This is a genomic window from Hymenobacter ginkgonis (assembly GCF_009755225.1).
Classification (GTDB): domain Bacteria; phylum Bacteroidota; class Bacteroidia; order Cytophagales; family Hymenobacteraceae; genus Hymenobacter; species Hymenobacter ginkgonis.
The window spans coordinates 258,153-279,940 of sequence record NZ_WQKZ01000004.1; the positions used below are offsets into that span (position 1 = coordinate 258,153).

Consider the following 21,788-nt stretch of genomic DNA (forward strand, 5'->3'; position numbering starts at 1 on the left):
GTAGGCCGGGCAACGTGTAGTACTGCAAACGATTGGGAGTATCGGCGCCAGCGCCGGGGGCTGCGGCCCCACCCCACGATGCAGTACCCGCATGATTCCACCTATTACACAAGATTTATTTACCGCTTTCGTGCGCGGCACGGCCTCGCCGGCCGAAGCGAGTGCCGTGCGTGCCTGGCTAACTGAGCCTGCCAACCAGCTGCTGGCGCAGTACTGGATGCAGCAGCACTGGGACGAGCTAGCCACCGCCCTACCCCTGACCCCCGCCGCCCACGAGCCCGACTTCGAAGAGCTACTGGCCCGCGTGCGCCCGCAGCTGGCCCCGGCGGCTCCGCGCTTGGTGGCCCGGCCACAGTGGCCTCGGTGGGCCGCAGCGGCCAGCTTGGTTGGCGCGCTGGCCGGCGGCAGCTGGCTGCTGTATAGCCAGCAGGCCCCCGAGCCGTTGGTGGCGAGCACGGCCTACGGCCAAACGCGTATCATAAAGCTGAGCGATGGCTCGCAGGTGACGCTCAATGGCCACTCGCGGCTGCGCTACGCGGCGGCTTGGGCGCCGGGCAAGCCCCGTGAGGTGTGGCTCGATGGCGAAGGCTATTTTGCCGTGCAGCACACCCATGACCACCAGCGCTTTTTGGTGCACACCAATGCTGGCCTGCAAGTAGAAGTGCTGGGTACCAAGTTTGTAGTGGCCCGGCGCCACGCCCAAACGCGGGTAGTACTGCTCTCGGGCAAGGTGCGCGTAGAGTTTGACGCCCACCAGCAGCCCGACGTCATCATGCGTCCTGGCGAGCTGGTTGAAACCCAGGACGCGCAGCCTACCCTGGTCGTGCACCAGAAAGTGCATACCGCGCCCTACTCCACCTGGAAAGATGCCCAGCTGGTGCTCGACGAAACCACCATCGCCGAGCTCGCCACCCGCCTGCAAGACACCTATGGCCTCGAAGTAGTGGTGGCCACGCCCGAGCTCAACCGCCGCCGCGTGACGGGCACCGTGCCCGTGCACGAGCTCGATGTATTGCTGCAAGCCCTCGAAGAAACCTTTCACCTGCAAGCTACGCGCCAAGGTAAGCGCCTGACCCTGGCTGAGAAATCTTAGTATTTTTTCTTTTCCCCACCCCTTTTATGAACAGACCCACTACCTACCTGGGCCAGCGCTACAAGCGCCCCGCCTGCCTGGCGGCCAGCGTGTTTTTGCTTCAGCTGAGCGTTGCTCCCGCCTCGGCCCAGCTGCTGGCTATGAACACCTCTAGCCAACGCCTACCCCTGCCGGCGGTAGCCAGCGAATCGGTGCTGCTCAAGTCGCTGCTCAAGCAATGGGAGCAGGACTACCACGCCACCATTTTCTACGAAAGCAAGCTGGTGGATAACAAGCGGGTGTCGGCGCAGCCGAGCGCGGGTTCGCTGGCCACCAAGCTGGCGGCCGTGCTGCCGCAGGTAGACTTGCAGTTTAAAGAGCTTCGGGCCAACTACTTCGTGGTAACGAGCCGCGACGAAACCGCCGGCCAGCGCACTGCCGCCAATGCGGCCCCGCAAAACGTGCCCGTTTCGGGCCGCGTGACGCAGGCCAACGGCGAAGGCCTTCCCGGCGTAACGGTGCTCGTAAAGGGCACCACCATTGGCACTTCTACCGGGTCTGACGGCAGCTTTACGCTGAGCGTACCCGAGGGCAGCACCTTGGTATTTAGTTCGATAGGCTTTAAAAGCCAAGAGTTGGCCGTGACGGGCGCCACCAGCAGCATCGCCATTAAGATGGACGACGATGCACAGTCGCTGAAAGAAGTAGTCGTAGTAGGCTACGGCACCCAAACCCGCCAGGAGCTTTCGACCGCCGTCACGTCGGTGGGAGCTGCCCAGATAGCCCGGCAGCCGGTGGCCGGCTTCGACCAGGCCTTGCAGGGCCAGGCGCCCGGCGTGCAGGTAACGGCGCCTTCGGGCGCGCCCGGCGCGGGCATCAACGTGCGGGTGCGGGGCAATGCGTCGCTGAGCCTCAACGGCTCGCCGCTCTACGTAATTGACGGCGTGCCGGTGCTGCCCGACTACTCGGCCAGTCAGGAAATATCGGTAGGCAACCAGCGCCTCAACCCGCTCAATACGCTAAACCCCAACGATATCGAGAGCATCGACGTGCTCAAAGACGGGGCGGCGGCAGCCATTTACGGTGTGCGCGCCGCCAACGGGGTTGTCGTGATTACGACCAAGCGCGGCAAGGTGGGCCAGGCGCAAGTGGGCCTGAGCATGTACTACGGCAAGCAGTACCTGCGCAAAAAACTCGACGTGCTAAACTCCAGCCAATTTGCGCAGCAGTACAACGAAACCATTGCCAACTTCAACGCGCAGCAGACGGACCCGAATAACATTCAGGCGGTTCCGTTCCCCAGCGGCACGGCCCTACCCCCCTACAACACCGACTGGCAGGATGAGGTGTACCGGGCGGCCAGCTTGCAGAACTACCAGCTCAACGTGAGCGGTGGCACCGAGAAAACGCGCTACTACGTGGCCGGCGGCTACTTCAAGCAGGATGGCATCAGCCAGAACTCGGGCTTCGACCGCTTCAACTTCAAGGTTAACCTGGAGCAGACGGTGAGCGATAAGTTCCGGCTGGGCACCAACCTGAACATGAGCCGCACGCACACCAACGGCAGTGTGCGCTCGGAGCTGGCGCTTGGCAACTCGGGCACGGTGCTCGGGGCTTTGTCGCAAATTCCGACCATTCCGGTGCGCAATGCCAACGGCACCTACGGCGTCAACCCCTTCAACCAGTCGGACAACCCGGTGGGTGACTTGCTCGAAACCAGCAATCAGGCCATTGTGTACCAGATGATTGGCAACGTGTATGGCGAGTACGACCTGCTGAAAAACCTGCGCGTGCGCTCGTCGCTGGGCCTCGACTTCCGTACCCAGACCGAGAACCAGTTCATCAGCCGCAACTACCCCGGCACGGCCAACTCGGACCCCTCCACCCGCGGCTCGGCCCGCACCGCTACCAATCAGCAGGTTATCTGGCTCTGGGAAAATACGCTGACTTACAACCCTACCCTCGGCGAGCGCCACCACCTAACGCTGCTAGGCGGCCAGTCGATGCAGGCCTCAAACCGCTTCACGTCGGGCGCGCAAACCCAGGGCTTTGTGTCTAACGCCGTGCCTTACCTCAGTTCGGGCGCCACGGTAGTGGGTATTCCGGGCAGCTACAACGACGAGTGGGCGCTACTGAGCTACTTCGCCCGCGCTAATTACGATTTTGACGGCAAGTACCTGTTCTCGGCCAGTTTGCGCGCCGATGGCACTAGCCGCTTCACCGATAAGTACCGCTTCGGCTACTTCCCGGCCGTGAGCGCGGCCTGGCGCCTCTCGAAGGAGCGCTTCTTCCCGCAGACGGCCGCCATCTCGGACCTGAAGCTGCGCGCCAGCTTCGGCGCCAACGGCAACCAAGAAATCTACGCCTACCAGCGCTTTTCGCGCTACTCGGGCGGCCGCAATTACCAGGGCGGCGGCTCGTCCATCGTGGGCGGCATCACCCAAACGGATATCGGCAACAACGACCTGCGCTGGGAAACGACCTACCAGTACAATGGGGGTTTGGACCTGAGCATGTTGGATAACCGCCTCACGTTCACCTTCGACATTTACAACAAGCAAACCAAGGACCTGCTGCTGGCGGTACCCATCCCGACGAGCACCGGGGTCGACAACCTGAGCGTAACGCAGAACATTGGCAAGATTGAGAACAAAGGCATCGAGATTGGTTTGGTAACCACCAACGTGGAAGCCAAAGACGGCAGCTTTGGCTGGACGACCAATTTCAACGTGAGCGGCAACCGCAACAAGGTTATCGACCTGGGCACCCAGGTGAACGACGCGGGCGTATCGGCGGCGCGCAGCATCATCGACCCCAATGGCTACAGCATTTCGCAGCCCGGCCAGCCGCTGGGCTCGTTCTTCGGCTACGTCACGCAGGGCATTGTGCAGTCGAACGCCGAAGGCCAGGCCCTACCCAGCCAAAACGGTAGCAAGCCCCTGGCCGGCGACATCCGCTTTGCCGACATAAATGGCGATGGCGTGATTAACGACCAAGACCGCACCATTATCGGCAACCCCAACCCTAAGCTATTTGCGGGCGTCACCAACAACTTCACTTACAAGGGTATTGAGCTGAGCGTGTTCTTCCAAGGCAGCTTCGGCAACGATATCTACAACCAGACCCGCCAGATACTGGAGTCGCAGTCGGACCCGCTCAACCAAACCGTGCGCGTACTCAACCACTGGACGCCTACCAACACCAACACCGACATTCCGCGCCCCGTGCGCAACGACCCCAACGGCAACAACCGCTTCTCGAACCGCTGGCTGGAAGATGGCTCCTACGTGCGCCTCAAAAACCTGACTGTGGCCTACAACTTCCCTACCACCCTCACCAAGCACGCGGCTATTCAGAACCTGCGCCTGTACGTGACGGGCCAAAACCTGATTACTTGGACCCATTACCTGGGCTACGACCCCGAGGTGAGCGCCGACCCGTTCTCCTCCACCTCGTTTGGCCGCGACTACGGCGTGTATCCGCAGTCGCGCACCTACACCGTCGGGTTAAACGCCAATTTCTAAGTCGCTTGCAAGCCTAGAATTCCCATGAAAAAATTTGTAATCCCGGCGCTCAGCGCCCTTTCCTTCCTGGCAAGCTGCAACTTTCTCCAGAAAGAGCCTCTGGGCAGCATCACGCCCGAAAACTTCTTCCAGAGCGGCGATGATGCCGAGGCGGCCCTCACGGCTACCTACGACGCCTTGCAGGGCACCGGCGCCTACGGCCAGGACCTGAACGTGATGGGCGAAATGCCTTCCGACAACTGCACCAGCACGAACGGCGACGTGAATGCGATGGACAAAATCATCTGGACGCCCACGACCAGCCAGGTCGGCAACGTGTACACGCAGGGCTACCAGGGCGTGAACCGCGCCAACATCGTGCTCAAGTACGTGCCCACCATCACGATGGACACGGCCCGCCGCAGCCAGATTCAGGGCGAGGCGCGCTTTATTCGGGCGCTCAGCTACTTCAACCTGGCGCGGGTATACGGCGGCGTGCCGTTGCGCCTAACGCCCACCGAAAGCGGCATTGCGGCCGACGTGAACCTGGCGCGGGCTACCACCGACCAGGTGTACGACCAAGTGGTGGCCGACTTGCTGCGCGCGGCCATCCAACTACCGGCCAGCAACACCAATCGCGCCACCAAGAACTCGGCCAATGCCCTGCTGGCCCGCGTGCAGCTCACGCGCCGCAACTGGGCGGCGGCCCAGGCCGCGGCGGCCAAAGTCATCGCCAGCAACATCACCCTGGGCTCGTTCAACGCCTTGTACCCAGCCGAGAACAAAGGGCCCGAGTCGCTTTTTGAGATTCAGTATGCGGGCTCGGCCGATGGCGGCAATATCCTGCCCGACCTGGTCCTACCCTCCCCATTGGCTACGTACTCATTTCCGAAGTTCAACATCCCCACGGCCGAGCTGATTACCTACGCCGACACCGCCTCGGGCGACACCCGCTGGGCTTTTAACGGCATTGTGAACGCGGCGAGCGGCAAGGTTATCGGCCGCAGCCACGCGAGCTACATCGACGGCAAGCCCGGCGTGGGCGGCAACAGCAACGACGTAGGCCGCTTTGCCTACAAGTGGCGCAGCATTGGCAACAACTTCAGCTCGACCGACAACACCTACGTGCTGCGCTACGCCGAAGTGCTGCTGGCCTACGCCGAAGCGGCCAACGAGCAAACCGGCCCTACCCCCGACGTGCTCGCCAAGCTCAACCTGGTGCGCCTGCGCGCCGGCCTGACGGCCCTCACCGCTACTTCGCCGCAGGCGCTGACCAAGCAAACTCTGCGCAACGAAATCGACCGCCAGCGCCGCCTGGAGCTGGCCTTCGAGGGCGAGCGCTGGTTTGACCTGCTGCGCTACGCCCGCCACAACCAGGCCGAAGCCGGCGCCCACCTCATTACGGCGCTCGACATTATTGCGCAGCAGCGCAACGGCGCGCGCGATGTCAACTACCTGGTTTTCCCGCTGCCCCAGTCCGAGATTAATACCAATCCCCTGGTGCAGCAAAACCCGGGGTACTAGCCAAAGCTGTCGTTTCGGGGCGGGGGTGGGAAAAGTGAAAAAGAACTCTCCGCTCCGGAGCGGCATGCTGGTAGCTACGTTTACAATACCAGCCGCTTAAAACGGCTAGTTGAAACGCCGAATGCCAGGCCTGGTTTTGCTGGCTCCATTGCCGCAACCGGGTCCAGCATTCGGCGTTTTTATAGCCCTACCCTCTTGTTTCCCACCAACTTGCTTTTTGTATGCCTATTTCTGTTTGCCGCTGGGGGCTGAGTGCCCTGCTCACGCTGGGCCTGCTGCCCGGCCATGCCCACCGGCCGCCCCGCGCCGCCAAGTCCGCCGCCGGCCGCGTAGCCGCCTGGCTTACTACCCCCGACCAAACGCAGCGGCTACAGCGGCAGGCGGCCGACCTGGTATTTAAGAAGGAGAAGGGCGCGGCCACCGGCGCCGTTATCGAAATTGATGACAGCCAGCGCTTTCAGACCATGGATGGCTTTGGCTACTGCCTTACTGGGGGCAGCGCCGAGCTGCTGCACGCTATGAGCGCCCCGGCGCGCGCCAAGCTGCTGCGCGAGCTGTTCGGCACTGGCCCCGACGAGATTGGTGTGAGCTATTTGCGCCTGAGCATTGGGGCTTCGGACCTTGATGCACAAGTATTTAGCTACGACGACCTGCCGGCGGGCCAAACCGACCCCACGCTGGCCAAGTTTAGTTTGGCGCCCGACGAGCCGCACCTTATTCCGGTGCTGAAGGAGATTCTGGCCATCAACCCCAGCCTCAAGCTGCTGGGCTCGCCCTGGAGCCCGCCGGCCTGGATGAAAACCAATGAAGCCACCAAGGGCGGCTCGCTCAAGCCGGAGTTCTACCCGGCTTATGCCCAGTACTTTGTAAAATATTTGCAGGGAATGCAGGCCCATGGCATTCGGCTAGATGCCGTGACGGTGCAAAACGAGCCGCTGCACCCCGGCAACAACCCCAGCCTGCTAATGCCGGCCGAGCCGCAAGCCGAGTTTATTGGCCAGCACCTGGGGCCGGCTTTCCAGAAGGCGGGCCTGAAAACCAAGATTATCTGCTACGACCACAACGCCGACAAGCCCGAGTATCCGCTTACGGTGCTCGGCAACCCCACTGCTAACCCCTACGTCGATGGGTCGGCGTTCCACCTCTACGCCGGGCCTATTGAGGCGCTGAGCAAGGTGCACGACGCCTTCCCGACCAAGCATATCTATTTCACGGAGGAGTGGGTAGGCTCGCGCAGCACCTTTGACAAAAACCTGGGCTGGCACATCAAAAACCTCTTTATTGGTGCGCCACGCAACTGGGCCCGCAACGTGCTGGAGTGGAACCTGGCCGCCGACCCGCAGCAAAACCCGCACACGCCGGGCGGCTGCTCGGAGTGCCTGGGGGCCGTCACGCTGGCGCCCGGCGATGCCGTGACGCGCAACGTGGCTTACTATACCGTGGCCCAGGCCAGCAAGTTTGTGCGCCCCGGCGCGGTGCGCATCGGCTCGACGAGTGCGGGCGTGCTGCCCAACGTGGCCTACCGCACGCCCACCGGCGGCCACGTGCTACTGGTGCTCAACGACCAGCCTACCCCCCAAACGTTTGGCGTGCGCCACCAGGGCCAGGCGGTGCAGGCCACCCTGCCGGCCGGCGCCGTGGCTACTTACGTGTGGTAGGCGCGCTGCCCCGCGTTTTTCCCTACCCCCCTCCCCTTGCTCATGCCCCTTCCCACCCCTTGCCACCGCTTAGCGGCGGGCGCCTTTGCCTTGCTGCTACTAGCGGGCGGCTGCAAAAAAGACGACGCGGCCACCGCCACGCCCACGCCGCCTGCCCCTACCCCCCCTGTCACTACGCCGACGCCTACTGCGGCTTCGCAGGTGGCGCAGTGGCTGACGCTGCCCGACCAGTCGGCGCTATTTAGCCGCCAGAAAGTGAGCTTGCAATTTGCGGCCAACACCAACCAAGACCCGACCATTGTGGTGGATACCACCCAGAGTTACCAAACGATGGACGGCTTTGGCTACTGCCTCACTGGGGGCAGCGCCCAAGTGATGAGCCGTATGAGCGCCGCCAGCCGGGCCGCGCTCATTAAGGAGCTGTTTGCTACCGACAGTACATCGCTGGGCATTAGCTACCTGCGCGTGAGCATTGGAGCTTCTGACCTCAACGACCAGGTGTATACTTACGACGACGCGGCGCAGCCCGACCCCGCGCTCACCAATTTTAGCTTGGCACCCGACCAGGCGTATTTTATTCCGGTGCTGAAGGAGATTTTGGCGGTGAACCCGAACATCAAAATCCTGGGCTCGCCCTGGACGGCCCCGAGTTGGATGAAAACCAACAACGCTGCCAAGGGCGGCCACTTGCAGGGGCAGTACTACGATGCCTATGCCCGGTATTTTGTGCGCTACATCCAGGGAATGCAGGCGCAGGGCGTTGCCATCGACGCAGTAACGCTGCAAAACGAGCCGCTGAACCCCGACAATACCCCCAGCATGGTGATGGAATCGGGCGAGCAGGCCGCGTTTGTGAAGGTTGTGGGGCCGGCATTTCGAGCGGCAGGCATTACTACTAAGATTATTGCCTGGGACCACAACGCCGACAACCCCGGCTACCCCATGGCGGTGTTTGCCGATGCCGCGGCCAGCCCCTTCATCGATGGCTCGGCCTTCCACCTCTACGGCGGCACCATTGCGGCGCTTACTACGGTGCACAACGCCTACCCCGCTAAGAACGTGTACTTTACCGAGCAGTGGACGCAGGCGCCCGGCAACTTTGCTGCCGACGTGCTTTGGCACGCCACCAACCTCGAAATCGGCGCGCCCCGCAACTGGAGCCGCAACGTGCTGGAGTGGAACCTGGCCAGCGACCAGAACTACGGCCCGCACACGCCCGGCGGCTGCACCGAGTGCCTGGGCGCCGTCACCATCAACGGCAATACCGTGACGCGCAACCCCGCCTACTACAGCGTGGCCCACGCCAGCAAGTTTGTGCGGCCCGGTGCGGTGCGAGTGGCCACCAACCTGCCGGCCGGCCTGCCCAACGTGGCCTACAAAACGCCCGGCGGCAAGCGCGTGCTGGTGGTGGCGAACAACGGCTCGGCTTTGCAGAAATTCAACATTCAGTATAAAGGCAAGGTGGTGAGCACTTCGCTGGCCTTGGGCGCGGTGGCTACCTACATTTGGTAGGGCAATAGCCCGCCGCGCGTCTTTCTACCCACCCGTTCACTTTTTATGACCCCTAAGTTTTTCCCTACCCTGCTGCTTACGGCCCTCGGCCTGGGCCGCGCCGCCGCCCAAACCCCTACCCCCTACTCGGCCGCTGGCAAGCAGGCGCAAGTGTACACCACCGCCCAGGGCACCGACCAGCGCCTGACGGCCGGCGCGGCCCTGAGCTTTCAGCCCGCGGGCCAGCCCGTGGAAACGCAGGTGTGCGTGTTTGTGGACCCCTCGCACCAGTTTCAGACGCTGCTCGGCATTGGCGGGGCGCTGACGGATGCCTCGGCCGAAACGTTTTTTAAGCTGCCCAAGGCCCAGCAGCAGGAGTTTTTGCAGGCCTACTACAATGGCACGTCGGGCATTGGCTATTCGCTGGCGCGCACGCACATCGGCAGCTGCGACTTTTCGAGCGCCAGCTACACCTACATCAAGGAGGGCGATAAGGACCTGAAGAGCTTCAGCGTGAAGCCCGATGAGAAGTACCGCATTCCGTTTATCAAGCAAGCCACGGCCGCGGCGGGGGGTAAGCTCACCCTATTTGTGAGCCCCTGGACGCCGCCGGCCTTCATGAAAACCAACCACGACCTGCTGCACGGCGGCAAGCTGCTGCCCGAGTATCGGCAGGCCTGGGCCAACCACTACGTCAAGTTTATCGAGGCCTACGAAAAGCAGGGCATCCCGATTTGGGGCCTCACGGTGCAAAACGAGGAAATGGCCACCCAGAAGTGGGAATCGTGCCTGTACACGGCCGAGGAAGAGCGCGATTTTATTAAGGAATACCTCGGGCCAACGCTCCAAAAAGGCGGCATGGGCGAGAAAAAACTCATTGCCTGGGACCACAACCGCGACCTGCTGTACCAGCGCGCCAGCACCGTGCTCGACGACCCTGAGGCCGCCAAGTACGTGTGGGGCATCGGCTACCACTGGTACGAAACCTGGACCACCAGCGGCCCGCTCTTCGACAACGAGCGCCGGGTAAAAGAGACGTTCCCCAACACCAACCTCATCTTTACGGAGGGCTGCGTCGAGAAATTCAACTTCGACCAGGTGAACGATTGGAAGCTGGGCGAGCGCTACGGCAACTCGATGATTAACGACTTCAACGCCGGCACCGTGGGCTGGACCGACTGGAACGTGCTGCTCGACCAAACCGGCGGCCCCAACCACGTGGGCAATTTCTGCTTCGCCCCCATCATCGCCGATACGCGCACCGGTAAGCTCATCTACACCAACGCTTACTACTACATCGGGCAGTTCTCGAAGTTCATCCGCCCCGGTGCCACGCGCATTGCTACCACCACCAACCGCGACTGGCTCCAAACCACCGCCTTCCGCAACACCGACGGCAAAGTGGCCGTGGTGGTGATGAACAACAGCGACAAGAAGCAGGAATTTCAGCTCTGGATAAAAGGCCAGGCCGCCGCTACCACCAGCCTGCCGCATTCCATTGCTACTTACGTCATTAATTAACTGCGTATAAACCAAAAAAGAACGTTATGCTGAACGAAGTGAAGCATCTCTACCGCATCGTTAGGTCATCAACCTAGGCGGTACGAGCGAGATGCTTCACTTTGTTCAGCATGACGTTCTTTTTTGATTTTGTGGCCCTTACCCTCCCTTTTCCCACCCCACATGAAGCTCCTCTTTCTCGCCCTCCTCGCCGCCCTCCCCACCCTTGCCCAAACCACCGCTACCCCCCTGCTTCGCGCCGAAGGCCCCAAAATAGTGGATGCCCAGCACCACGAGGTGCTGCTGCAAGGCATGAACCTAGGCGGCTGGCTCTTGCAGGAGGGCTACATGATGAAGCCCGGCTACGGCGGCACCCAGGGCTCGGTAAAAAAGGTGCTCTACCAAGCCGGGATGAGCGACGCGGCCGTGGAGAAATTCTACCAGCAGTACCGCGACAATTTTATTACGAAGGCGGACATTGATTTCATTGCCCAGCAAGGCTTTAATTGCATTCGCCTACCCTTGCACTACGACTTGTTCTTGACGCCGGCGCAGCGCGCGGTGCGCAACGGCGTGATTCGGGGCACGGTGCCGTATGCCAGCTACGTGGCCCAGCTGAAGCAGTGGCAGCAGAAGGGCGAGCTGTTCAAAGCGCCGCAGCAGTTGGAGGCTATCCGCTTGATTGATAAAACCCTGGAGTGGTGCGCCGCCAACAAACTCTACGTGGTGCTCGACCTGCACGCCGCGCCCGGCGCGCAAGGCAGCGACTCGAACATTGCCGACGCCTTGCAGCCCCTCGACTTTTGGAAGGAGCCAGTGTTCCAAGATATGACCAATAGCCTGTGGGCTACCCTGGCCAAACGCTACAAGAACGACGGCCGCATTGCGATGTACGACCTCGTAAACGAGCCCAACAACGTGCCGGGCGGCAATCCGCCCATCCAGGCCATGCTGGAGCGGCTCATCAACACGGTGCGCGCCCAGGGCGACCAGCATTTGCTGCTGCTAGAGGGCAACGGATTTGGCAATAATTACAACGCGATAGAGAAAAAGACCTTCACCCACCAAGAGAACTTGGTGTATAACTCGCACCGCTACAGCATCTTGCCCAAGTACCCGCTCAGCAATGCCGTGGACGCCAGCAACCCCGATGCCAACCAGCTCGGGGCCATCAGCAACCTGGTGCACTTCCGCGAGAGCCAGCAGGTGCCGGTGTGGGTAGGCGAAACCGGCGAAAACTCGGCGCAGTGGATGGGCGAGGCCGCCCACAACCTCAACAGCGTAGGCATTGGCTGGTGCAACTGGACGTATAAGCGCTTCAACGACCAGCCGATTGCGGCCCTGCTGCGCATCAAGCCGCCCTACCTGGTCGATGTAAAAAGCGCCGCCGACTTGCCGGTGATTTTGGAGAATATCAAGTTCGCCAACTGCGTGCCGAACCCCGACGTTATTAGCGCGCTCAAGGCCGAGTTGAAGAAGTAAGGAGGTAACAACTAAGTGAATCGGCCAAAAAAGAACGTCCTGTTGAGCTTGCCGAAGCATCTTGTTTGAGTCGTTGGATAGCCACTCAACGAGGCGGCCAAGATGCTTCGGCAAGCTCAGCAGGACGTTCTTTTTTGGCCGCCTGTATAGAATGATGAGAACTTCCATAGTTGTTCTGCTGCTGCTAACCAGCCTCCGCCTAGCGGCCCACCCGGCGCCTACCCCCGCCGGGCGCGTAGTCGTCACGTACCTCGACTCGAAGCTGCTGCACGGCAACCCAGGCGGCGAAAACCCGCGCCGCCGCGTGAGCGTGTATTTGCCCGCTGGCTACGATGCCCAGGCCCAGCAACGCTACCCGGTGCTTTATTACCTGCACGGCTTTACGTGGAATGACAGCCTGATTTTCAACCAGGATGGCATGAAAGCGCTGCTCGACCAGGCCATTGCTGCCAAGCAAATTCGGCCATTCATCTTGGTGGTGCCCAACGAGCAAACCCGCTTTGGCGGCAGTTGGTACGTCAACTCGGCCACCAACGGGCCCTGGGCCGACTTCACGGCCCGCGAGCTTATTGCTTTCATTGACAAGCAATTTCGCACCCTGGCCAAGCCCGGTAGCCGGGGGCTAGCCGGCCACTCCATGGGCGGCGGGGGCACGCTGCGGCTGGCGCTGGCCTACCCCGGCACCTGGGCAGCAGCCTACGCGCTGAGCCCAGCCTTCGTGGGGCCACACCCTAGCTTTTTGCCGGGCGCGGGTTTGCCGCAGGCCTTGCGCGCTACCACTTCGGCCGAGGTGCAGCGCAGCTACCCAGCCCTGGCCACGGTGTCGCTGGCGCGCGCCTTTTCGCCCAACCCCCAGCATACGCCATTTGGCGCCAATTTACCTGGCTCGCTGGCGGCCGACAGCGTGGCCCGGCGCGATGCGGTGCTGGCGCGCTGGGTGCTGGCCACGCCTACCTACACCTTGCCCATCCACCCGGCTAGCTTGCGCCAGTTGCGGGCGCTGGCCTTCGATTGGGGCGCCCAGGATGAGGTGCAGCACATTCCGTCCACGTGCCGCAATTTTAGCAGCCTGCTCACGGTCTACGGTATTCGGCATTCGGCCGAGGAGTACGAAGGCACCCACGGCAGCCGCATCATGGGGCCCACGGGGCGGCTGTACCAGCAGGTGCTGCCTTTCTTTAATAAGTACCTGGATTTTGCGCCCTAGCTGAGGGCCACGCCAGGGAATATGGGTGGGGCGAGTGCCTTGTGGCGCGGCAGGCCTGCTACCCCCTGGCGTCGCACCGATGTTCTTAGCCTCGGCATCAACGCGACTGTCTTGCCGGAATCTCGTTAGCTTGCTATCCCTTTTATTTCTCTGAAAATGCCTTTTTCCTTGCTGCGTTTCTCCCTGCTGGGCTCGCTGGCCGCGCTATTCAGCCAGCCAGTAGTTGCTCAAGCGCCCTCTTCCCCGAAGCCAACCGTGATTTTATTCGTGGGCAATAGCTTTTTTCACGGGGCATTCCAGCCGGTGCTCACTTACAATGCGGCGGCCATTACGGATGAGAATTTTAAACCTAACCGCACGGGGCAGCGCCGCCGCCAGTACGAGCACGAGGAGGGCCCGTGGGGCGGCATTCCGGGCATTTTCAAGAAGCTTACCGATGAGGCTGGCCTGAATTACGAGGTGCACCTGGAGGCCATCAGCGGGCAAACGCTGAAGTTTCATTACGACAGCGCGCTGGCCATTATTCAGCAGCCGCGGTGGAACACCGTCATCCTGCACGACTACAGCACCGGGCCGGTGCCCGCACGGCACGGCGGCCAGCCGGCACGCTTTTTTGAGTACGCTACCCGCCTCGAACAGGCCGTGCACAGCGCCAACCCCGCCGCCCAAGTATACCTCTACGAAACCTGGCCGCGGGCCGACCTCACCTACCAGCCCGGCAAAGGGTACTCGGGTCTACCCCTCGATTCGATGGCCACCGACCTACACCGCGCCTACTACCAGGAGGCCGCGCAGGACAAGCAGTTTGCCGGCGTAGCGCCCGCCGGCGATGCCTGGCTGCGCGCCGTGCGCCAGGGCGTGGCCATGCCTAACCCCTACACCCCCGAGGCGGGCAAGGTAGACCTCTGGGGCCGCGACCAGTACCACCCCAGCATTTACGGGGCCTACCTCAATGCTTGCGTGGTGCTGGCCCAGGTTACGGGCTACGACCCGCGCAAGCTGGGTGCCCACGAGCAAGCGGCGGCCGCGCTCGGCATTGCCCCCGAGGTAGCCACTAAGCTCCAGCGCATAGCCTACAAGCAAGTGCGCGCCGCTAAGTAGGCGGAGTGCGGGCGTAGCCCAAATTCTGTACCTTGTAGGGCGGGCGGTGTACGCCACGGGCGGGCGCGGGCCGTACCTTTGCGAGGCTATGTTGCGCCCCCTACCCCATCGATTGCTGAGTGCCTTGCTGGCGCTGCTGGTGCTGGCCACGTCGGTGGGGCTCACAGCCGAGCGCCACCGCTGCCGCATCAGCGGGCGCAGCACCGTAGCCTTGAGTTTGCCCGGCCTGGCGCCGCCTAGCGACGAGGCCCCTACCCCCGCCAAGCCCGGCCGGCCTTGCAGCAAGCGCCGCGCCACGGGCTGCTGCGACGTCAGCCACTCGCAGCACAAGCTGAATGCCCAAGCGCCGGCCGCTAGCCTAGCCAAGTGGCTGCCCAACCCGCCGCCAAGCCTACCCCCCGCCTTGCTGCCGACGCCCCTGTGGGCCGGCCAGTTGGTGGCTACACCACTGGCAGCGGCCGTAGCCGTGGGCACGGCCGCCAACTCGTCGCCGCCCGGCGTGCCCAGGGCGGGGCGCGTGCTGCTCGCGCGCATTTGCACGCTCATCGTCTAGTTATTGCTGAAGAAGGCAGTCCAGCTTGGTAAAGTTGGTCGTATGTTTTTTCAAGCAGTAACTTTCAATCGATATGCGTTTTATCAGCGGCAATAGTCCGCGCTTATTCCTCCTTTTACTTGGTGGCCTGCCCCTACTGGCCCGCGCTCAGAGCGGCGCGGCCACCCGCGGCGAAGTGCACGACGCCGGGAGCGCCACGCCCTTACCGGGCGCCGTAGTGCGCTGGCTGCTGCCGGGCGGCACCAGCGGCCCCACTACCACCACTACTGGGGCGGGCACGTTTGTGCTGCCCTTCCCGGCGCAAGCTAGCCACCGGCTCATTGTCAGTGCCTTGGGCTATACCGCCGACACGGTGGCCGTACCCACCAGCGGCACGCCCTACCTGCGCGTGCGCTTGAAGGGCAATGCTTCACTGGGCGAAGTAACCGTTACCGTTCGCCCGCCCGCCTACTCGGCCCGCTCGGTGACCAATATGCAGACGCTCAGCGCCCGCGACCTCACCAAATCGGCGTGCTGCAACCTGGCCGAGAGCTTCGAAACCAACGCCGCCGTGGAGGTGAGCACCGCCGACGCCGTGAGCGGCGCCAAGCAGATTCAGCTGCTCGGCCTCGACGGGGCGTATTCGCTGCTAACCATCGACAACCAGCCGGCGCTGCGCGGGCTATCGGCGCCTTATCGGCTGGGCTATTTGGCCGGGCCCTGGATTGAAAGCATCGACATTATTAAGGGGACGGGCTCGGTGGTGAACGGCTACGAGGGCATATCGGGGCAGGTAAATGTGCAGCTGAAAGAGCCCGACAAAACCGACCAGCTCCTGCTGAATGCTTACGCCAACGACCTCGGCAAATTTGACCTCAACGCCATTTCGTCGGTGCGCCTCACCCCGAAATGGAGCAATGTATTGCTGCTGCACAACGACCACCTGGGCAACCGCGTGGACCGCAACGGCGACGGCTTCCTCGACCTGCCGCTGGCCACCCAGTTCAACGGCTACGACAAGGTGAAGTATAAGTCGGGCGGCCTCGTGGCCGAACTGGGGGTAGGCGCCCTGCACGAAACCCGCCAGGGCGGCCAGGTTGGCTTCCGCGAAGACGCCCCCGACGCCTACCGCGCGGCCTACGGCACCACCCAAACTACCACCCGCTACACGGCGCAGGCCCGCACTTCCTACACTTGGCCCGGCCGGCCGTTTCAGAGCCTCGGCTTGCTGGCCAACGGCACCAGCCACGACTTTGCCTCTACGTACTCGTTTCAGCAGGCGGCCGGGCCGCGCCAGTACGACGGCCACCAGAACACCGGCCAAGCTACCCTGTTGTTTCAGAGCGTGATAGGCAATACCATGCACACCTACCGGGCGGGGCTGAGCTTTTTATATGATGACTACCGCGAGCGCCTCAGCATTGGCGCGCCCGAGGTGGTAGCGGCTCGCCAAGACCGCCTGCGCACCGAGCGCGTGCCCGGCGCCTTTGCCGAGTACACCTACAACAACGCCCACAACCTGACCGCCGTGCTGGGCCTGCGCACCGACCACCACAACCTCTACGGCTGGCAAATCACGCCGCGCTTCAACCTGAAGTACGACGTGGCCCCAGCTACCTCGCTGCGCTTATCGGGGGGTAGCGGCTTTCGGGTGCCCAACCCTATTGCCGACAATGCCTCGCTGCTGGCCAGCGCCCGCGGCTTCTACATCGGCCCCAACATCCGGCCCGAAAAGGCCTGGAACGTGGGCGGCTCGTTCACGCAGTACTTCCAGCTACTGGGGCGGCAGGCTACGTTCGTGGCTGATTATTACAGTACTATCTTCCAAAACCAGCTGGTGGCCGATATGTACACCACGCCGGAGTTTGTTATTCTCGACAACCTGGAGCCCGGCACGCGCTCCTTTGCCCGCAGCTTCCAGGCCGAAGTGCAGGCCGAGCCGGCCAAGGGGTTGCAAGTGAAAGCCGCCTACAAGTGGCTTGATGTGCAAAGCACCTACGGCGGCAACCAACTGCTGCCCAAGCCCCTCACGCCCCAAAACCGCGGTTTCCTCAACCTAGGCTACGCCACAGCCTTCGATAAGTGGCGCGGCGACCTCACAGTGCAGTGGTTTGGCGAGCGCCCGCTGGCCCACCTCCCGGCCGATGGGGTAGGCGGCGGCCACCAGCACGGCACCGGCACCGCCGGCCTCGAATACGCCCCGCGTTACGCCTTGCTCAATGCCCAAATCACGCGCGCTTTCAAGCGCCTGGAGGTGTACGCGGGCGTCGAGAACCTCACCAACTACCGGCAGCCCGACCCTATTCAGAATGCCGCTACCCCCTTCAGCGCGGGCTTTGATGCGGCCATGGTGTGGGGCCCCGTGTACGGCCGCCTTACCTACGCTGGCTTGCGCTACCGCATTGAGTAGCAGCACCAAACAGCTTCGGGTTATTACTCGTCTTTTCGCAACTTATTTCTCAGCTAATTGATTTTCTACTTTATGAAAGCTCTTTCGTTTTTCTTCTTCGCCCTGCTTGGTACTAGCTTCGCCGCGCAGGCCCAAACTACGCCCGCCCCTACCTCCCTCGCCGCCACCAAGGCCAAAGGCACCGAGTTGGTGCAGTTCAAAACCTCGGCCGTGTGCGACATGTGCAAGGCGCGCATCGAAAAAAGCTTGGCCTACGAAAAAGGCGTGCAAGCTGCTAACCTCGACGTGCCTAGCAAGGTCCTGACCGTCACGTATCGCCCCGATAAAACCACGCCCACCGCCCTGCGCACCGCCGTGCTGAAAACCGGCTACGACGCCGACGACCTCACCGCCGATGCCAAGGCCTACGACCGTTTACCCGACTGCTGCAAGAAAACGGCCGCCGCGCACTAGACCACGGATTAACGAGGATTTTAGCAGATTGCACGGATTTTGTGGACGTCAGAAAGGTCGCCTCTTTGGGCGGCCTTTCTTATTTACCTTTGATTTTTACAACTTCCTGCTATGAAGGCTATCCCCCTCGAAGAGCTGTATACCAAACTGGCGCCAGTGGCCGGTGCCGCGGCCGACACGCTGCTGCCGCCGGGTCCGCAGCGGGAAGTAGGGCATTTCAACGTTTTCAACGTGGCGGACCTGATGCTCGCTAACCGCAACCGGCCGCCCATGACTTTCGACCGGCGGGCCTTCTACAAAATCAGCCTGATTCGCGGGCGCAGCCGGGTCGAATACGCCGACCAAGTAGTTGACGTGGAACAGCGGGCCCTGTGGTTTGTCACGCACCGCGTGCCCTACCGCTGGCTGCCGCAAGACGCGGCACAGGCCGGGTATTTCTGCATCTTCACCGATGAATTTCTCTTGCCCACCAAGGCAGGGGTAGTGCTGGATGAGTTGCCGGTTTTTCAGCCGGGCGGCTGCCCGGTATTGGCCGTAACGGACGACGAATATGCAGTGGCTGAGGCCATTTTTGAGAAGATGGCGCGAGAAATCTCGTCTAATTATGCCTACAAGTACGACCTGCTGCGGGCCTACTTGGTGGAGCTGATTCACTTCGGGCAGAAGCTCCAGCCCGGCCCGGCAGTAGCCCCTACCCACTCGGCTTCGGCCCGGGTAGCCGCGCTTTTTGCTGAGTTGCTGGAGCGGCAATTTCCCCTCGAAAATCCGCAGCAGCAGCTGCGTCTACGCACCGCCAACGACTATGCCGCGCAGCTGGCCGTGCACGTCAACCACCTCAACCGGGTGCTGAAGGAAACTACCGGCCACACCACCACCGCGCTCATTGGCAGCCGGGTGGCGCAGGAAGCCAAGATTTTGCTAAAGCAAACAAATTGGACTGTTTCAGAAATCGCCAATAGCTTGGGCTTTGCCGATGTGGCGCATTTCTGCAATTTCTTTAAGCGCCAGGCTGGTCTTACCCCTGGTGATTTCCGTGAGTAGGCCGGTTGTTTGAATTATTCAGTAGACGGTTTGACTGGCGCAACCCTACCCCCGGCCGGCCGCTGGACCTTTGCAGGGTAAAAATTACTCATCTCTAAAGGACCACCACATGCGTGTTTTCGTTACCGGCGCTACGGGCTTTATCGGCTCCGCCATCGTGCAAGAATTACTCGGCGCGGGCCACCAGGTGCTCGGCCTCGCCCGCTCGGAGAAAGCCGCCCAAGCGCTAGCCGCCGCGGGCGCCGAGGCGCACAGGGGCTCGCTCGACGACCTCGACAGCCTGCGCAGCGGCGCGGCCGCGGCCGATGGCGTTATTCACACCGCTTTTATACACGATTTCTCCGCCTACGCCGCCGCGGGCGAAACGGACCGGCACGCCATTGAGGCGCTTGGCGGGGCGCTGGCCGATGCCGGCCGCCCCCTCGTTGTTGCGGCCGGGCTGGCGGGCTTCAACCTAGGCCGCCCCGCCACCGAAGCCGACGCCCCCGCCGCCTCACTCCGCATGTCGGAGCAGGCAGCGCTGGCGCAGGTTGCGCAGGGTGTGCGGGCGTCGGTGATACGCTTATCGCCCTCGGTGCACGACAAAGGTGATTATGGTTTCGTGCCTACCCTCATCGACATTGCCCGCCAAAAGGGCGAGGCGGCCTATGTGGGCGACGGGCTCAACCGCTGGGCCGCCGTGCACCGGCTCGATGCGGCCCATCTTTTTCGGCTAGCGCTAGAGCAGGGGGTAGCCGGCGGCCGCTACCACGGGGTGGCCGATGAGGGCATTGCCATGCGTGACATCGCGGCCGTTATTGGCCAGCATCTGAACCTGCCGGTAGTTGCCAAATCCCCCGAGGAGGCCGCCGAGCATTTTGGCTGGATGGGGCGCTTCGTTGGCCTAGACCTATCGGCTTCCAGCGCACAAACGCAGCAGCAATTGGGCTGGCGCCCCAGCCATCCTTCACTCCTGGCCGACCTCGAACAAGGGCATTACTTTCACCCTAAGCAGTAGTGCCGCTGGCTAGCTTAGGTCGTCCTTAAGCTACAACGCACAACGCATGGCTCCTTACCAGTAGTGCTTTACGCATCCCGCGTCGCAACCAAGTGCGGTGCGGGATGTTGTTTTTATTCTCCATTTTCGCCCGCAGATGGCTCGTATCTTCCTCACCGGCTCGGCCGATGGCCTCGGCTTGCTGGCTGCCCAACTCCTCCTGCAAGCTGGGCACCAAGTAGTATTGCACGCCCGCAACGAGGCCCGAGCGCAGGTTGCCCAGGCCGGCGCCCCCGGTGCAGAAACCGTGGTTATTGGCGATTTGTCGAGCTTGGCAGGCATGCGGCAAGTGGCCGAGCAAGCTAATCAACTCGGTCGCTTCAATGCTGTTATTCACAACGCTGGTGTGGGTTACCGCGAGCCCCGCCGTGGTGCCACGGCCGACGGCTTGCCCGCTGTATTTGCCGTTAACTCGTTGGCTCCCTACGTGCTCACCTGCTTAATCGAGCGGCCAGCGCGCTTGGTGTACCTCAGCTCGGGCCTGCACCGCGAAGGCGACGCCAGCTTGCACGACCTCACCTGGGATACGCGCCCCTGGAGCGGCTACCAGGCCTATGCCGACTCGAAGCTGCACGATGTATTGCTTGCTTTCGCCGTGGCTCGCCACTGGCCGCAGGTGCTGTCCAACGCCTTAGAGCCCGGCTGGGTCGCTACTAAAATAGGTGGCCCCGGCGCGCCCGATAGCCTAGCAGAAGCACCCAAAACGCAGGCTTGGCTCGCCACCAGCCAGGCTAAAACAGCCCTCGTAACGGGCCAGTATTTCTACCACCAGCAGCAACGAGCCTTTCTACCCGCTGCCGCCGACCCCGCCGTGCAAGACCGGTTTTTGGCGGCCTGTGCCCGTCTCTCCGGCATTCCTTTTCCGGCCAGCACCTAGCCGGGCATCATGCAGAAACGGGCACTCAGGTTTTGGCAGGGGTAGACTAATTATAGTGATTAACAATCTATTAAGCGCGAGCAACAAGAAAGGCCACCCGTTGAGGTGGCCTTTCTTGTTGCTCGCGCAAAATTTATAAACCCAAAGAATCAGCAACTGAATTCCCTACCCCCTTAGTCAGGCTTTAGCCTTCCAGAGCCGCCACCAAGGCAGGTAGGGCTGGTCGTGGTGCTCGTAGTGGTAGCCAAAGAAATAACAGCTCACAAAGGCCCATACGTGGTGCCGCAACTGGCTGCGCGATTTGTGGCGGTTACCGGCTTCGTGCTCACCGCGGTGCGGCAGGTAAGTACCAAAAAAGAACAACTGCAACGTCGCCAGCACCGCCGGTATCATCCAGAAGGCAATAACGTTGGCCTGCGGAAAGTAGCGCTTCAGCACGTTGTAAGTCACGGCCATGAGCAAGACTTGCCACCACGTCACGTAGTTCCAGGCAAAGCGCAGCAGCCAGGGCAGGAAACCCGGGTGGTGTTCGGGGTGAAAATCGGGGTCGGCGGCGGTGCCCACGTGCCGGTGGTGGTCGTGGTGCTTAGGCAGCTGGCGCGGAAACCAGTTGTAGGCAAATAGCAGCGTGGCCACCGTCCCAATGGTCGTGTTTAAGCGTTTATTAGGGCTTACTACCCCGTGCATGGCGTCGTGCCCCGTAATATAAAGCCCTGTGTATAAATGCGTTTGCAGTAGCGCCAATAAGTACGGTGCGGGCGAGTGCCAATCTGGTTTGTAAAACGCGACCAGGTATGCCAACAGGCCACTCCAAGCACCAATAATGAGCACGGCAGCAGCTATCCCCCGCCCCGCCAGTGGCTCGGGCGCAACCCTAGTCCACGTCGGAGCCGCCGGAGCG

16 protein-coding genes are annotated in these 21,788 nt (G+C 62.1%); 15 read left to right on the forward strand and 1 reads right to left on the reverse strand.

What is annotated here, in order from left to right:
• Positions 1-91 precede the first annotated feature (91 nt).
• The 15 genes from GO988_RS17105 (at position 92) to GO988_RS17175 (ending at position 20,887) form a co-directional block, all read left to right on the forward strand.
• Complete coding sequence (locus GO988_RS17105; protein WP_157567776.1) at positions 92-1,093, forward strand: FecR family protein; 1,002 nt, start codon at positions 92-94, stop codon at positions 1,091-1,093.
• Between the two features lie 26 nt (positions 1,094-1,119).
• Entirely contained in the window at positions 1,120-4,596 is a 3,477-nt protein-coding gene (locus GO988_RS17110; protein WP_157567778.1) for a SusC/RagA family TonB-linked outer membrane protein, read from the forward strand.
• A 24-nt stretch (positions 4,597-4,620) separates the two neighbouring features.
• Positions 4,621-6,099, forward strand: coding sequence for a RagB/SusD family nutrient uptake outer membrane protein (locus GO988_RS17115; RefSeq protein WP_157567781.1), 1,479 nt, complete (start codon positions 4,621-4,623; stop codon positions 6,097-6,099).
• 221 nt (positions 6,100-6,320) lie between these two features.
• Positions 6,321-7,757 carry a glycoside hydrolase family 30 protein gene (locus tag GO988_RS17120; protein WP_157567783.1) on the forward strand — a complete coding sequence of 479 codons (1,437 nt, stop codon included), beginning with the start codon at positions 6,321-6,323 and terminating at the stop codon, positions 7,755-7,757.
• Between the two features lie 42 nt (positions 7,758-7,799).
• Entirely contained in the window at positions 7,800-9,269 is a 1,470-nt protein-coding gene (locus GO988_RS17125; RefSeq protein WP_157567785.1) for a glycoside hydrolase family 30 protein, read from the forward strand.
• A 45-nt stretch (positions 9,270-9,314) separates the two neighbouring features.
• On the forward strand, positions 9,315-10,769 hold the full coding sequence (locus GO988_RS17130) for a glycoside hydrolase family 30 protein (protein WP_157567787.1): 1,455 nt from the start codon (positions 9,315-9,317) through the stop codon (positions 10,767-10,769).
• 162 nt (positions 10,770-10,931) lie between these two features.
• Positions 10,932-12,230 (forward strand): glycoside hydrolase family 5 protein, encoded by a 1,299-nt coding sequence (locus GO988_RS17135; RefSeq protein ID WP_157567789.1) that lies wholly within the window; start codon positions 10,932-10,934, stop codon positions 12,228-12,230.
• 151 nt (positions 12,231-12,381) lie between these two features.
• Positions 12,382-13,437, forward strand: a complete 1,056-nt coding sequence (locus GO988_RS17140; RefSeq protein ID WP_157567790.1) for an alpha/beta hydrolase — start codon at positions 12,382-12,384, stop codon at positions 13,435-13,437.
• 156 nt (positions 13,438-13,593) lie between these two features.
• The gene (locus GO988_RS17145) at positions 13,594-14,538 is read left to right on the forward strand and encodes a PEP-CTERM sorting domain-containing protein (protein ID WP_157567792.1); all 945 of its coding nucleotides are present in this window, start codon (positions 13,594-13,596) and stop codon (positions 14,536-14,538) included.
• Positions 14,539-14,626: 88 nt separating this feature from the next.
• Positions 14,627-15,091 carry a hypothetical protein gene (locus tag GO988_RS17150; protein ID WP_157567794.1) on the forward strand — a complete coding sequence of 155 codons (465 nt, stop codon included), beginning with the start codon at positions 14,627-14,629 and terminating at the stop codon, positions 15,089-15,091.
• Between the two features lie 73 nt (positions 15,092-15,164).
• Positions 15,165-17,480 carry a TonB-dependent receptor plug domain-containing protein gene (locus tag GO988_RS17155; RefSeq protein ID WP_157567796.1) on the forward strand — a complete coding sequence of 772 codons (2,316 nt, stop codon included), beginning with the start codon at positions 15,165-15,167 and terminating at the stop codon, positions 17,478-17,480.
• Between the two features lie 72 nt (positions 17,481-17,552).
• Positions 17,553-17,933 carry a heavy-metal-associated domain-containing protein gene (locus GO988_RS17160; RefSeq protein ID WP_157567798.1) on the forward strand — a complete coding sequence of 127 codons (381 nt, stop codon included), beginning with the start codon at positions 17,553-17,555 and terminating at the stop codon, positions 17,931-17,933.
• 111 nt (positions 17,934-18,044) lie between these two features.
• On the forward strand, positions 18,045-18,974 hold the full coding sequence (locus tag GO988_RS17165) for a helix-turn-helix domain-containing protein (protein WP_157567800.1): 930 nt from the start codon (positions 18,045-18,047) through the stop codon (positions 18,972-18,974).
• Between the two features lie 109 nt (positions 18,975-19,083).
• Complete coding sequence (locus GO988_RS17170) at positions 19,084-19,971, forward strand: SDR family oxidoreductase (RefSeq protein ID WP_157567802.1); 888 nt, start codon at positions 19,084-19,086, stop codon at positions 19,969-19,971.
• A 136-nt stretch (positions 19,972-20,107) separates the two neighbouring features.
• Positions 20,108-20,887 (forward strand): SDR family NAD(P)-dependent oxidoreductase, encoded by a 780-nt coding sequence (locus tag GO988_RS17175; RefSeq protein WP_157567804.1) that lies wholly within the window; start codon positions 20,108-20,110, stop codon positions 20,885-20,887.
• Positions 20,888-21,064: 177 nt separating this feature from the next.
• On the opposite strand, the gene GO988_RS17180 is transcribed toward GO988_RS17175, so the two are convergent.
• On the reverse strand, positions 21,065-21,745 hold the full coding sequence (locus tag GO988_RS17180; protein ID WP_394351231.1) for a fatty acid desaturase: 681 nt from the start codon (positions 21,743-21,745) through the stop codon (positions 21,065-21,067).
• Between the last annotated feature and the right edge of the window lie 43 nt (positions 21,746-21,788).